This window comes from Stutzerimonas sp. R40042 (genome assembly GCF_026642215.1).
Lineage (GTDB): Bacteria > Pseudomonadota > Gammaproteobacteria > Pseudomonadales > Pseudomonadaceae > Stutzerimonas > Stutzerimonas frequens.
On record NZ_CP113258.1, the window covers coordinates 3,284,233 to 3,297,538 of the forward strand.

Below are 13,306 nucleotides of genomic sequence, written 5' to 3' on the forward strand. Positions count from 1 at the left end.
CCGGTGGGAGCGGAAAGGACGGTTAGCTTAGCAGCCCATCCGGCCCGCGGTCGTCCCGCCCCATGGCGGTGCATCGGCACGGCAGTGTCATCGAGTGAAGCACCAAAGCGATGCACCGGCTAACATCGTCGCATGGCCAACCGGCGGCGCAGCTGCCGTGGCCGCGTCGCATCTCAATTCCTGACTGCCTGGCCAGCTTTTTGCTACACCCTGGTCATGAAAAACCCAGCGGACGCCTCCATGCCCGAATCCCAGACCGCGCGCCTCAAGCTCTGCGGCATCACCAAACAGTACCCAGGCTGCCTGGCCAACGACCGTATCGACCTGTCGATCCAGCCGGGCGAGATCCACGCCCTGCTAGGCGAGAACGGCGCCGGCAAGAGCACCCTGATGAAGATCATCTACGGTGTGACCCAGCCCGACGCCGGCGAAATCCACTGGCAGGGCGAACGGGTGACCATGCGCGACCCGGCCCAGGCCCGTGAACGCGGCATCGGTATGGTGTTCCAGCACTTCTCGCTGTTCGAGACGCTCTCTGTGGCGGAGAACATCGCCCTGGCGCTGGGCGCCAAGGCCGGTACGCCGAAGCAGCTGGAGCCGAAGATCCGCGAGGTCTCGCAGCGCTACGGCATGCCGCTGGAGCCGCAACGGCTGGTGCACAGCCTGTCCATCGGCGAGCGTCAGCGGGTGGAGATCATCCGCTGCCTGATGCAGGACATCCGTCTGCTGATCCTCGACGAACCGACCTCGGTGCTCACTCCGCAGGAGGCCGACGAGCTCTTCGTCACCCTGCGCCGGCTGGCGGCCGAGGGCTGCAGCATCCTGTTCATCAGCCACAAGCTCAACGAGGTGCGCGCGCTGTGCCAGAGCGCTACGGTGCTGCGCGCCGGGCGCGTATCCGGCGAGTGCGTACCGGCCGAATGCTCGGACCTGGAACTGGCGCGGCTGATGGTCGGCGATGCCGAGGGGCTGGAAGCCGAATACCCGAAGAGCGAGGGCCGCGCGCCATTCCTGCGCGTGGAGCGGCTGTCCTGGCACAACGCCGATCCGTTCGGCGTGTCCCTCGAAGAGGTGGACCTGGAGGTACGCGCCGGCGAGATCGTCGGCATCGCCGGGGTCGCCGGCAACGGCCAGGACGAACTGCTCGCCCTGCTCAGTGGCGAACAGCGTCTGCCGGCCGCACAGGCTAGGCATATCCGCTTTCTCGGTGACGACGTCGCCCATCTGCGCCCCGATGCCCGCCGTAGCCACGGTATGGCCTTCGTGCCGGCCGAGCGTCTCGGTCACGGCGCGGTGCCGAGCATGAGCCTGGCCGACAACGGCCTGCTCACCGCCTATCAGCAGACCGGCATGGTCGAGCAGGGCATGATCCGCCGCGGCAAGGTGCGCGCCTTCGCCGAACAGGTCATTCAGCGTTTTGCCGTGAAGACACCGGACGCACAGACCCCGGCGGCGAGCCTGTCCGGTGGCAACCTGCAGAAATTCATCCTCGGGCGCGAGATCCTGCAGCAGCCGAAACTGCTGATCGCCGCGCACCCGACCTGGGGCGTGGATGTCGGCGCGGCGGCGGCGATTCATCGCGCGCTGATCGAACTGCGCGATGCCGGCGCGGCGATCCTGGTGATCTCCGAAGACCTGGAGGAGCTGTTCCAGATCAGCGACCGCATCGCTGCCCTGAGCGACGGCAGGCTGTCGCCACAGCGCGCTACTGCCAGCACCTGCCCGGTCGAAGTCGGCCGCTGGATGGCCGGCCAGTTCGATACCAGCGACACCCCTGTTTCCAACTCTGCCGCCTGACGAGAACCCATCATGCTGTTATCCCTGCAACCCCGCGGCGAGGCCTCACGGGCCATGCTCTGGTTCTCGCCATTGCTGGCCGCGCTGCTGACGCTGCTGAGCGGCGCGCTGCTGTTCGCCCTGCTCGGCCATCCGCCACTGGAAACCCTCAAGGTGCTGCTGATCGACCCGCTCGGCGATCTCTACGGCCTCTCCGAACTGCTGGTCAAGGCGCTGCCAATCCTGCTCTGCGCGCTGGGCCTGGCGGTGGTCTACAACGCGCGCATCTGGAACATCGGCGCCGAAGGCCAGCTGCTCATCGGCGCACTGGCCGGCAGCACGCTGGCCGTCAACATCATCGACTGGGATTCGCGCTGGGCACTGGTGCTGACGCTGCTGCTCGGCACCCTTGGCGGCGCCGCCTGGGCCGGGCTCTGCGCCTGGCTGAAGACGGCGTTCAACGCCAACGAAATCCTCACCAGCATCATGCTCAACTACATCGCGCTGAACCTGCTGCTGTTCGCCGTGCATGGCCCGCTGAAGGACCCGGAAGGCTTCAACTTCCCCGAGTCGGCGATGTTCGGCGACGCCACCCGGCTGCCCGAGCTGATCGAAGGGCTGCGCGTGCATGCCGGCTTTTACTTCGCCCTGCTGGCGCTGGTGGTGGTCTGGGTGCTGCTGCAGAAGAGCTTTCTCGGCTTCCAGATCAAGGTGCTAGGCCTGGACAAGCGCGCCGCCGGCTTTGTCGGTTTCCGCGACAAGAAGCTGGTGTGGATCGCCCTGCTGATCAGCGGCGGCCTGGCCGGGCTGGCCGGTGTCGCCGAAGTCACCGGGCCGATCGGCCAGCTGGTGCCGCAGGTGTCGCCGGGCTACGGCTACGCGGCGATCACCGTGGCCTTCCTCGGCCGTCTCAACCCCATCGGCATCGTCTTCGCCAGCCTGCTGATGGCGCTGCTCTACCTCGGCGGCGAGAACGCGCAGATGGCGGCCAACCTGCCGCAGTCCATCACCCAGCTGTTCCAGGGCATGGTGCTCTTCTTCCTGCTCGCCTGCGACGTGCTGATCCTCTACCGCCCGCGCCTGAAACTGTGGGCACGCAAGCCCCAGCTCGTCAGCGCCAAAGAGGAGCCGGCCACATGATCGTCCGCGCTGCGCTACTTCCCTTTTCACCCGCTGCCTGCCGCTTGAAGTTCGAGGCCTGACCGATGGACATGGATCTGCTGACCAATATCTTCTACGCCATGATCCGCACCGGTACGCCGCTGCTGCTGGTCGCCCTCGGCGAGCTGGTGTGCGAGAAGACCGGCGTACTCAACCTCGGCCAGGAGGGCATGATGCTGTTCGGCGCGGTGATCGGCTTCATCGTCGCCTTCGCCAGCGGCAACCTCTGGCTCGGCGTGCTGTTCGCCTGCCTGGCCGGCGTGCTGCTCTCGCTGCTGTTCGCCATGGTGGCTTTGGGCTTCAACGCCAATCAGGTCGCCACCGGCCTGGCACTGACCATCTTCGGCGTCGGCCTGTCGTCCTTCGTCGGTGCCAGCTGGGTCGGCAAGCCGCTGGCCGGTTTCGAGCCGATCGCCATTCCGCTGCTCAGCGAGATCCCCGTGATCGGCCGCATGCTGTTCGCCCAGGATCTGCTGGTGTACCTGTCCTTCGCACTGTTCGCGCTGGTGGCCTGGGTGCTGCTGAAAAGCCGCATCGGCCTGATCATCCAGGCCGTCGGCGAAAACCCCAACGCCGCCAGCGCCATGGGCCTGCCGGTGCTGCGCGTGCGCACCCTGGCGGTGATGTTCGGCGGCGCCATGGCCGGGCTTGCCGGCGGCTACATGTCGCTGGCGTACACACCGATGTGGGCGGAAAACATGACCGCCGGCCGCGGCTGGATCGCCCTGGCCCTGGTGGTGTTCGCCAGCTGGCGGGTGAGCCGCGTCCTGCTCGGCGCCTACCTGTTCGGTCTGGCCAGCATCCTCCACCTGGTGGCGCAGGGTCTCGGCCTGGCGATCCCTGGCAACCTGCTGGCGATGCTGCCCTATGTGGCGACCATTCTGGTGCTGGTGCTGCTGTCGCGGGATGCGATCCGTACGCGGTTGTACGCGCCGGTGTCGCTGGGGCAGCCCTGGCAGCCGGGGCATTGATTTGTCGGGCCGGTTGGAAAGAACGGGGATCGTTGCTGGCGCTATTGGGCTGGCAGCTTGTACATCAGGCGATTACTGAGTAAGCCGACACATCTGGTTTCGGCCCTCCGGCCGAGTCACTTTCTCTTGTCTGCGGAGCGCCGCCCGGGCCAAGAGAAAGTATCCAAAGAGAAGGCCACCCCGACATCCGGACTAGGCGTCCCCGGTTTGCTTCGCAAAACTTCCCTCCCTCCGCGTTGCTCCGGGGGGCCGGGCTCGGCGCCCCTCACGAAGGGACGTCCCTGTCCCTTCACTCCTCGCTCGGCGTCCTGCCTTGCGCCCCCCTCGCAACGCCTGCGCTCGGCCTCCTGACGGGGGAACGAGTCCGAGTTGCCTGACAGATCGAGAACCCTGGTTTGTGTCTGTAATTGGCTAAAGAACCCTCAGGCAACTCCAAACGCCCCTTCAGGAGGGTGAGCGGAGCCGCTGCGCAGAGGGGCGAGCCGCAGGGATGCGGCGAGAGCCGTAAAGGGCCATGGACGGCCCTTGTACGGCGACCCTCGGAGCGGCGGCGGAGAGAACGAACCCCGGCAAAGCCGGGGCCGGATGCAGGGGCAAAGCGTTTTTGGTTACTTTTTCAGCGCCTGGAAAAAGTGACTCGCCCAGCAGGGCGAAACCAAGCCTTCAAGCGACTCGGCAATCGCCAACCGCCATCAAGCGAAACCCTCCGCCGCCAAACACACAGGACGCTTAAACGCCCTATCTCAATCCAACGTGTACTCAAACGTACTCACCACCCGCAATCGCTTTCCGATGGTCCGCCCACTGTCCATATCGCTGCCGTCGTCATCGATCACCCGAATCACCCCCTGGTTGGCATTCTTCAAGCGCCCCAGCGTGGCACCAGCATCCTCGGCGAAGCGCGTCGCCTGCTCACGGGCATTGCTGGTCGCCGCTTCCAGCAACTGCGGCTTCAGCTCGTTGAAACCACGCAACTGATAGCGCGGTCCGGCGAAGCCGTTGACCTCGGTATCCAGCTGCACACCGGCCAGAATCAGCGGATCGACCGCATTGGCCGCCTTGCCCACGGCATCGACGCGCTCGGACTTGACCAGCACCTGCCCCTGGCCGTTGAAGCGCAGCGCCACATCGCGCGAAGCCCATTCGCGGGCCAGCAGATCCTGGACCTGCAACGGCCGTACCTCGAGCTCCTCGTCGGTGAAGCCCTGCTCGCGGAGGAAGTTCAGCACCCGCTGGCGATCCTCGCTCAGCCCCTTCTGCACCTCGGCGAACTGATCGCCACCACGGCGAAAGCCCAGCGTCCACACCGCGAAGTCGCTCTTCACGTCCATCTCCGCCAGGCCCTTGACCGTCACCGTGCGGTCGGCCATGCGAAAACGCTCCACGCCCTGCCCCACCGACCAGCCGGCAAAGGCCACCGCCGCGGCGATCAACGCCGCCGGCAGAAATCCGATTCGTGCTGTAGCCACGTGCTTCTCCCTGTAGGAATTGACCGAATACGCATGCTACTCCAGCGCCGGGCGAACGCCAGTTGCCAGCGCTCAACCGCGACCCAGACGCTGCAACGCCTCCAGCCGGAAGGCGATGTGCTGCTCCAGCTCGCTCAGCTCGCGCTCCAGTCCCGCGCGCTGCTGCGCATCGCTGCAGGCATCCAGCCGTTCGCGCAACGCGGCGCGCTGCGCCAGCAACTCCACTTCCCGTGGCGGCACCCCGGCGCTTTTCAGCACCGAGAACGGCAAGCGCAGGCCCGGCGGCGTCTGCAGCCAGCCTTCGTCCACCACCAGCGGTTCGCCTTTTTCCTGCACGCCGCGCTGCCATCTGGCGATGTCGCGGGCGATGCGTTGTTCGATGTCCTGATCGCTCATGACTCGCGCCTCTTCTACCTGCCCCGTCATGAAAACCCAGCTGCGTGACTTTGTCAGCGGCCGGCCGACGCCAGGTCATTGGCACGTCAGTTGCGTCGCGTCTGTATGATTGCACCCCGCGCGATGCGAACTTTTTGCCGCAGCGTTCATTCTCTTGCTCAGCGCCACCGCTACCGCTACCGATTCGAGGAGCCACCCCTTTGCCCAGTCTCAACCTGCAGATTCTCATCGCGGCCTGCCTGGGTGTGGCCATCGGCTGGCTGACCGGCACGCTGCCGACCGACGCACCCTTGCGCGAAGGCGTGCTTTACGCCAGCACCCTGGCCGGCAGCATCTTCATCGGCCTACTGAAAATGGTGCTGATCCCGCTGATCTTCACCTCCATCGTGGTCGGCGTCGCCAACCTGCAGGCGCATCACCAGGTGCATCGGGTGTGGGGCGGCGCGCTGGTCTACTTCACCCTCACCACCAGTGCGGCGATGCTGGTGGCGCTGGTCGCGGCGAACATCTTCAAGCCGGGCGCGGGGCTGTCGCTGGACCTGTTCGCCGAGGCGATGAACGACTTCGAGGCGCGCCAGCTGACGCTACCCGAGTTCTTCCTGCACTTCTTCGCCAACCTGTTCCAGAATCCCTTCGCCGCGCTGGCCAACGGCAGCATCCTGGCCGTCGTGGTGTTCGCCATGTTCATCGGCATCGCGCTGGTGGCCGGTGGCGACCGCTACCGCAATATCCTCGTGGTGCTGCAGGAATTTCTCGAGCTGATGATGCGCATCATCAGCTGGATCATGCGCCTGGCGCCGCTGGGCATCCTCGCGCTGCTGATCAAACTGGTGGCCGAGCAGGATGTGGCGCTGCTAAGTGCGGTGGGCGGCTTCATCGTGCTGGTGTTCGCCACCACGCTGTTCCACGGCATCGTGGTGCTGCCGGGCATTCTCTTTCTCACAACCGGCAAGTCGCCGCTGTGGTTCTTCCGTGGCACCCGCGAGGCGCTGATCACGGCGTTTGCCACCAGCTCCAGCGCGGCGACGTTGCCGATCTCTCTGCGCTGCGCGGAGGACAACCTCAAGGTGCGCCCGGGCATCGCCGGCTTCGTGCTGCCGCTGGGCGCGACGATGAACATGGACGGCACCGCACTCTACGAAGCGGCAGCAGCGCTGTTCGTCGCCAATCTGATGGGTATCGAGCTGAGCCTGGCGCAGCAGGCGGTGGTGTTCTTCACGGCGATGATCGCCTCGACCGGCGCCCCGGGCATTCCCAGCGCCGGCATGGTGACCATGGTGATGGTGTTGCAGGCGGTCGGCCTACCGGCCGAAGCGGTGGCGATCCTGCTGCCGATCGACCGCTTGTTGGATACCGTGCGCACGGCGGTCAACGTCGAAGGCGACATCATCGGCAGTGTGGTGGTGCAGCGTTTCGCCGATCGTGAATAGCCCGGCTCAGGAGGGCTCGTTCCGGGTGCTGACGATGATCTCCGCCTCGTTGCCCCAGCCGCCGACGGTGTGCCAGTCCTCGCCGAGGATTTCAGACGGATGCATGGTGCGGTCGGCACCATTGCCACAGGCCAGCGAGGTGGCCGGGCAATAGCGGTCGCAGCCCCAGCAGATGCGCTCCGGATGCGGTGGGTTGAGCGGGAATTTCTTGGCCATCGCACATGCCTTCGTGGCGTTGTTGCAGGCTGTACAGGCTAAGCCTGCGTGCCGTCTCCAGACTTGATCACGCTCAAGAACGCAGGGCATCCGCGCAAAATAACTGTATGCACATACAGATAATGATTGCCTGACGCGCCATTTGTGCACATGCTTCGCGCCATCACCCACCGCCGTCATCGCCGCGCATGCAGCTCTTCCTCTGCGAAAAACCCTCCCAGGCCCGCGACATCGCCAAAGTTCTCGGCGCCAACCGGCGCGGCGACGGCTGCCTGCAGGGTGCAGGGGTGACGGTGACCTGGTGCATCGGCCACTTGCTGGAGACCGCCCCGCCGGACGCCTACGACCCACGCTACAAGCGCTGGGTGCTGGCGGACCTGCCAATCGTGCCGGAGCGCTGGAAGATGCTGGTCAAGCCAAAGACCGCCAGCCAGTTCAAGGCGGTCAAGCGCCTGCTCGGCGAATGCAGCGAGCTGGTGATCGCCACCGACGCCGACCGCGAAGGCGAGATGATCGCCCGCGAGCTGGTCGAGCACTGCCGCTACCGCGGGCCGATCCGCCGGCTGTGGCTTTCGGCGTTGGACGATGCCTCGATCCGCAAGGCGCTGGCCGCACTCAAGCCCGGCGCCGAGACCTTCAACCTCTACCATGCCGCCCTCGGCCGCTCACGCGCCGACTGGCTGATCGGCATGAACATGAGCCGGCTGTTCACCCTGCTCGGCCGCCAGTCCGGCTATCAGGGCGTGCTGCCGGTGGGCCGCGTGCAGACGCCGACGCTGCGTCTGGTGGTGGACCGCGACCGCAGCATCGCCGATTTCATCCCGGTGCCGTTCTGGGCCATCGACGTGCAGCTGCTCGCCAATGGCGCCGCGTTCACCGCGCAGTGGCAGGCGCCGGACGAGCTTTGCGACGACCAGGGCCGCTGCCTCGATCAGGCTCGTGCGCAGCAGGCTGCGGACGCCATGCGCAACGCCGCCAGTGCTCGCCTGCTGAAGCTCAAGACCGAGCGGCAGCGCGAAGCGGCACCCTTGCCGTTCGATCTCGGCACGCTGCAGGAAGTCTGCTCGAAGAAGCTCGGCCTCGGCGCCCAGGAAACCCTCGACATCGCCCAGGCGCTGTACGAAACGCACAAACTGATCACCTACCCGCGCAGCGACTGCGGCTATCTGCCGCTGAGCCAGCACGGCGAAGCGCGGGCCATCGTCGCGGCGCTGATGCAGGCCGACCCGGCGCTCGCGGCGCTGCAGCCGCATCTGGACCTGTCGCGTCGCTCGCGGGCCTGGAATGACGCCAAGGTCGGCGCCCACCACGGCATCATTCCCACCGCCGCGGCGCGTGGTCTGGAACGCCTGGCCGGGCGCCCGCGCGCGGTGTATGAGCTGATCCGTGCGCGCTACCTGGCGCAGTTCCTGCCCAACCACGAGTACGACCGCACCCAGGCCGACTTCGACTGCGCTGGCCAGGCGCTGCGCGCGGTGGGCAAGCGCGTCGTCGAACCGGGCTGGAAACGCGCCATGCCCGAAGCACTGGCGCCGGCCCGGGGCAATCTCGAGGCACATGCGCCGCAGAGCCTGCCAGCCCTGCAACAGGGCCAGGATTATGCGGTGGGCGAGATCACGCTCAAGGACCAGCAGACACAACCGCCGAAGCCCTTCACCGAAGGCGACCTGATCAAGGCCATGAAGAACGTCGCCAAGCTCGTGGACGACCCGCGGCTGAAGCAGAAACTCAAGGACACCACCGGCATCGGCACCGAGGCGACCCGCGCCGGGATAATTCAGGGCCTGCTCGACCGCGGCTATCTGGTTCGCCAGGGCAAGGCGCTGGCGGCGACACCGGCGGCGTTCAGCCTGATCGACGCCGTGCCGCGGCCGATCGCCGACCCCGGCACCACGGCGATCTGGGAACAGGCGCTGGACATGGTGCAGAGCGGCGAAATGCCGTTGGAAGAATTCGTCGCCAAGCAATCGGCATGGATGAGCAAGCTGGTCGAACGCTGCGCCGGGCTGCGCATGACGATCAGCGGTCCACCGGTGGCCGCCGGCCGCAACGGCAAACCGTGGAAGAAGAAACGCAGCGCCTCGCCACGCAGAGGGAGCGGCGCTCGGACGAGAAAACCGCGCGCGGCCGATTGAGCGGGCCTTTGCGCCGTGCCCCACAGACGCGTTGAAACCTACTCGCCCCCTGGGGTGGGCTTTAGCCCGCCGCCCGCCACACCATTGCCTTCGGTGGGCTGAAGCCCACCCTACATAGCCGGCGCTACACGATCCGCAACGTCCTAGCCGTTGCCAACGGACCCGTAGGGTGGGCTTTAGCCCACCGCCCGCCACACACACACCAATGCCTTTGGTGGGCTGAAGCCCACGCCACATAACCGGCTCTAGGCGATCTGCAGCACCTCGTAGCGCTGCAGCTGGCCATTGACCCGCAGCTCCACCTCATCTCCTACGTCACGGCCGAGCAGCCCCTGTCCCAGCGGCGAACGCGCCGTGATGACCAGGATTTCCCGCCCGTCATGCTGCAGCTTCAACCCCGCCGCATCCGGCCCGAGAAAGAACCAGCGCTCGGCGCCGTCGTGATCCAGGCAGAGCAGCGCACCGACCCGCGCCCGGCCATCCACGCTCGCACCGGGCTGCAGGTTGCGGTAGGCGGCCAGCGCCGTCTCGATCTCATGCAGGCGTCGTCTTTGCCCGTCGGCGAGGTAGGCGGCTTCCAGCCCGCGAGTGTCGTACTTGTTCTCGGCCTTGCTCTCGGCATGGGTGGCGGCCTCGTGGGTCGCGGCCAGCACGGCCTTGGCCACCTCGCGGTCGGCTTCGAGGGTGGCGATGATCTGCTGCTGAAGGGCGGTCTTGCTCATGGGCGAGGCTTATAGCCCGGCGACGCGCCAAAGGGAATGGCGGCGTCAACCGCCGGTGCCGCGCCGGGTTCGATCACCTCGTCGGCCAGCCAGGGATTGCGGCCCTCGGCGATCCATTCCAGCGACTCGCGCCAGAAGCCGTTGCGGTGCCGGTCATGGAACAGGCCGAAATGGCCGATGTGCTCGAAGCCCATCGCGCGGGGATTGAGCTGCACCAGCTGGCGCGGGCTGTTGCGAAAGTAGCCTAGGCCCCGACGCATCGCAGCCGGCGTGGCGAACTCGTCGTCGCTGGTACTGACCGCGAGGATCGGCGCACGGACGGCGGCAAAGCGGCTGAACAGCAGTTCGTGCTCATCAGGCGGATAGCTGTCTTCCAGCCGCGCCCCGCGCCGGGACCACTCCAGCGCGACGCCGGCAGGCAGATCTTCCAACCAGCCGAAGCGGCGCCCGGGAAAGTAGCCGACCAGGCGGGTAATCGCCGGCATGAACAGGTGCCACTTGGCGTACATGCGCAGCCGCTGCTCGGCGGCGTAGTCGCGCCAGTAGGCATACTGCCCGGCCACGTTGAGGTAGCGGTCCACCTCGCTGGCGGCCTCGGCAAAGCCCGGCATGAAGCCGCCGGCGCTGTGCCCCACCGCCACTAGCAGCCCGTGCGGATCACGCGCACGCATATAGCGCACCGCGGCGTCGAAGTCATACTCGCCCCAGTCGCGCCAGCGCATCTTCATGCTGCGCAGGCGCTGCGGCCTCGACCCGCCGATGCCGCGAAAGTCGTAGGTTAGTGCAGTGAAACCATGCTCGTTGAGAAAGCTCGCATAGCGCGCGTAATAGCGCGACAGCACGCCGGTGGCGCAGCTGATGATGACCGCGCCGCGCGCCGGACCTTGCGGGTTCCACAGCTGCGCAGACAGCGCATAACCATCTCGGCAACTCAGGACAACGGACTCGGGCATGGCAAGGACCTTTCGAATTGTTGTGCCGCCACCTTGCCCCGCAGCGCACATTTTTGCCATAACCTGCTGGCACCTTTGCGCAGCAGCTGCAGTCTGTTTATGGCAGCCGCATTACCCCTGCAGGCAGGTGGCCTGCAGCGCAATACCTCATCGTGGTTTCCACTGGCATTACCGCCCCGAACTACAGCGCCGACGCGCTGCGGGTTCCTGGCGGCTCGGAGAAAAGTACATGACCGGCGAACAGCTGATCGTCTTTGGCGTACTGGCGGCAACGCTGGTGCTGTTCGTCTGGAATCGTTGGCGCTACGACCTGGTCGCCCTCGGCGCGCTGCTCGCCTGCGCACTGACCGGCGTGGTGCCGGCGGACGAGGTGTTCGCCGGTATCGGCCATCCGGCGGTGATTTCGGTGGCCGCGGTATTGGTGCTCAGCCGCGGCCTGCTCAATGCCGGCGTGGTGGACAGCGTGGCGCGGCGGCTGATGCAGGTCGGCGATCGGCCCTGGGCACAGGTCGCCGCGCTGACCGGGATCGTCGCGCTCAGCTCGGGCTTCATGAACAATGTCGGCGCGCTGGCGCTGTTCATGCCGGTGGCGATCTGGATGTCACGCCAGAGCGGGCGCTCACCGTCGTATCTGCTGATGCCACTGGCGTTCGGTTCGCTGCTCGGCGGCACCCTGACGCTAATCGGCACCCCGCCCAACCTGATCATCGCCGGCTACCGCGCCGAGGCCGGCGAGTCGCCCTTCGGCATGTTCGCCTTCCTGCCGGTGGGCGCCGCGGTGACGGTCGCCGGCGTGCTGTTCATTGCCCTGCTCGGCTGGCGCCTGGTGCCGCGGCGCCAGGAACAGGAAGGCAACGGCGACCTCTTCGAGATCAGCGCCTACCTCACCGAAGTGCGCGTGCCGGAGGGCTGCAAGTACGCCGGGCGCACGCTGCACGCGCTGATCGGTGCGGTGAAGGAGGAAGCCGACGTTCAGGTGATCGCCCTGGTCCGCGGCGACGAGCGCCAGCGCATGCCGTCGACCTACGAGGTGCTGCGCGAGGGCGACATCCTGTTGGTGGAAGCGGATTCGGACAGCCTCAAGGCGCTGCTCGACGTAACCGGCGTCGAACTGGCCGCCAATGTCGACGAGCATGACGATGAGGCCCGCGAAGAGCGGGACGCCACTGAGCAAATCGTCGAGCAAGAGAAAGCACGCAAGAGCCACAAGAGCCGACACGGCGAGCTGACGCTGGCCGAAGCCATCATCTCCCCCGGCTCGATACTGGTGGGCACGACCGCCAGCGGCCTCGATCTGCGCGAGCGCCACGGCGTCAACGTGCTAGCCGTCGCTCGCCAAGGGCAGCGGCTGCGCCAGCGGCTCGGCAAGATCCGCTTCGCCACGGGCGACATTCTCCTGCTGCAGACCCGCGAGGATGCTCTGCAGTCGACTCTCAACAACCTGGGTTGCCTGCCACTGGCATCGCGCGGCCTGAGTATCACCACCCCGCGCAACGTACTGCTGGCCAGCGCGGTCTTCGCCATCACCCTCGCAACCATCGCCTTCGGCCTGCTGCCGGCTGCCACCGCGCTGGTCACCGGCGCGCTGGTGATGATCCTGGTCGGGTTGATTCCCGTCGGACGCATCTACGAGAGCATCGACATGCCCGTGATCGTGCTGGTGGCCGCGATGCTGCCGGTAGGCCAGGCGCTGGAGACCAGTGGCGGCTCGCAACTTATCGCCGACGCCCTGCTGTCGGTCGGCCAGTCACTGCCAGCAGCAGCGACGCTGGCGCTGCTGATGGTGGCGGTGATGCTGATCTCCAACGTGGTCAACAATGCCGCCGCCGCGGTGCTCGCCGCGCCAGTGGCGATCAGCCTGGCGCGCGGCATGGACGCCTCGGTCGACCCCTTCCTGATGGCGGTGGCGATCGGTGCCTCCTGTGCCTTCCTGACGCCCATCGGGCATCAGTCCAACACCCTGGTGATGGCCCCGGGCGGTTACCGCTTCGGTGATTACTGGCGGCTGGGGTTGCCGCTGTCGATCCTGGTGGTGCTCTGCGCGGTGCCGACGATCCTCTGGATCTGGCCGCTGTAG

The 13,306-nt window shown here is 66.6% G+C and carries 11 protein-coding genes; 6 read left to right on the forward strand and 5 right to left on the reverse strand.

Features of this window, described 5'->3' with window-relative positions; genetic code table 11:
• The first annotated feature begins 240 nt into the window (after positions 1–240).
• The 3 genes from OUY36_RS15555 to OUY36_RS15565 all read left to right on the forward strand — a co-directional run bounded on the left by OUY36_RS15555 (position 241) and on the right by OUY36_RS15565 (position 3,908).
• Positions 241–1,797 carry an ABC transporter ATP-binding protein gene (locus tag OUY36_RS15555; protein ID WP_267934971.1) on the forward strand — a complete coding sequence of 519 codons (1,557 nt, stop codon included), beginning with the start codon at positions 241–243 and terminating at the stop codon, positions 1,795–1,797.
• Between the two features lie 12 nt (positions 1,798–1,809).
• Positions 1,810–2,916, forward strand: a complete 1,107-nt coding sequence (locus OUY36_RS15560; RefSeq protein WP_267934973.1) for an ABC transporter permease — start codon at positions 1,810–1,812, stop codon at positions 2,914–2,916.
• Between the two features lie 65 nt (positions 2,917–2,981).
• On the forward strand, positions 2,982–3,908 hold the full coding sequence (locus OUY36_RS15565) for an ABC transporter permease (RefSeq protein ID WP_011914010.1): 927 nt from the start codon (positions 2,982–2,984) through the stop codon (positions 3,906–3,908).
• Positions 3,909–4,651: 743 nt separating this feature from the next.
• Here the strand turns inward: OUY36_RS15565 and OUY36_RS15570 are convergent.
• On the reverse strand, positions 4,652–5,377 hold the full coding sequence (locus tag OUY36_RS15570; RefSeq protein WP_267934975.1) for an SIMPL domain-containing protein: 726 nt from the start codon (positions 5,375–5,377) through the stop codon (positions 4,652–4,654).
• Between the two features lie 72 nt (positions 5,378–5,449).
• The gene (locus OUY36_RS15575) at positions 5,450–5,773 is read right to left on the reverse strand and encodes a hypothetical protein (protein WP_267934977.1); all 324 of its coding nucleotides are present in this window, start codon (positions 5,771–5,773) and stop codon (positions 5,450–5,452) included.
• Between the two features lie 200 nt (positions 5,774–5,973).
• Between OUY36_RS15575 and OUY36_RS15580 the strand changes: the two genes are divergently transcribed.
• On the forward strand, positions 5,974–7,203 hold the full coding sequence (locus tag OUY36_RS15580; protein WP_267934979.1) for a dicarboxylate/amino acid:cation symporter: 1,230 nt from the start codon (positions 5,974–5,976) through the stop codon (positions 7,201–7,203).
• Between the two features lie 6 nt (positions 7,204–7,209).
• Here OUY36_RS15580 and OUY36_RS15585 read toward each other — a convergent pair whose 3' ends face one another.
• On the reverse strand, positions 7,210–7,419 hold the full coding sequence (locus OUY36_RS15585) for a DUF3079 domain-containing protein (protein WP_063542673.1): 210 nt from the start codon (positions 7,417–7,419) through the stop codon (positions 7,210–7,212).
• A gap of 188 nt (positions 7,420–7,607) precedes the next feature.
• On the opposite strand from OUY36_RS15585, the gene OUY36_RS15590 reads away from it, so the two are divergent.
• Positions 7,608–9,554, forward strand: a complete 1,947-nt coding sequence (locus OUY36_RS15590; protein ID WP_267934981.1) for a DNA topoisomerase III — start codon at positions 7,608–7,610, stop codon at positions 9,552–9,554.
• Between the two features lie 245 nt (positions 9,555–9,799).
• On the opposite strand, the gene OUY36_RS15595 is transcribed toward OUY36_RS15590, so the two are convergent.
• Together OUY36_RS15595 and OUY36_RS15600 are read right to left on the reverse strand one after the other, a co-directional pair.
• A complete protein-coding gene (locus OUY36_RS15595) occupies positions 9,800–10,276 on the reverse strand; it encodes a GreA/GreB family elongation factor (protein ID WP_267934983.1) in 477 nt (158 codons plus the stop codon).
• The gene (locus tag OUY36_RS15600; RefSeq protein ID WP_267934985.1) at positions 10,273–11,229 is read right to left on the reverse strand and encodes an alpha/beta hydrolase family protein; all 957 of its coding nucleotides are present in this window, start codon (positions 11,227–11,229) and stop codon (positions 10,273–10,275) included. The genes OUY36_RS15595 and OUY36_RS15600 overlap by 4 nt, the downstream gene beginning before the upstream one ends.
• 229 nt (positions 11,230–11,458) lie before the next feature.
• On the opposite strand from OUY36_RS15600, the gene OUY36_RS15605 reads away from it, so the two are divergent.
• Entirely contained in the window at positions 11,459–13,306 is a 1,848-nt protein-coding gene (locus OUY36_RS15605) for an SLC13 family permease (protein ID WP_267934987.1), read from the forward strand.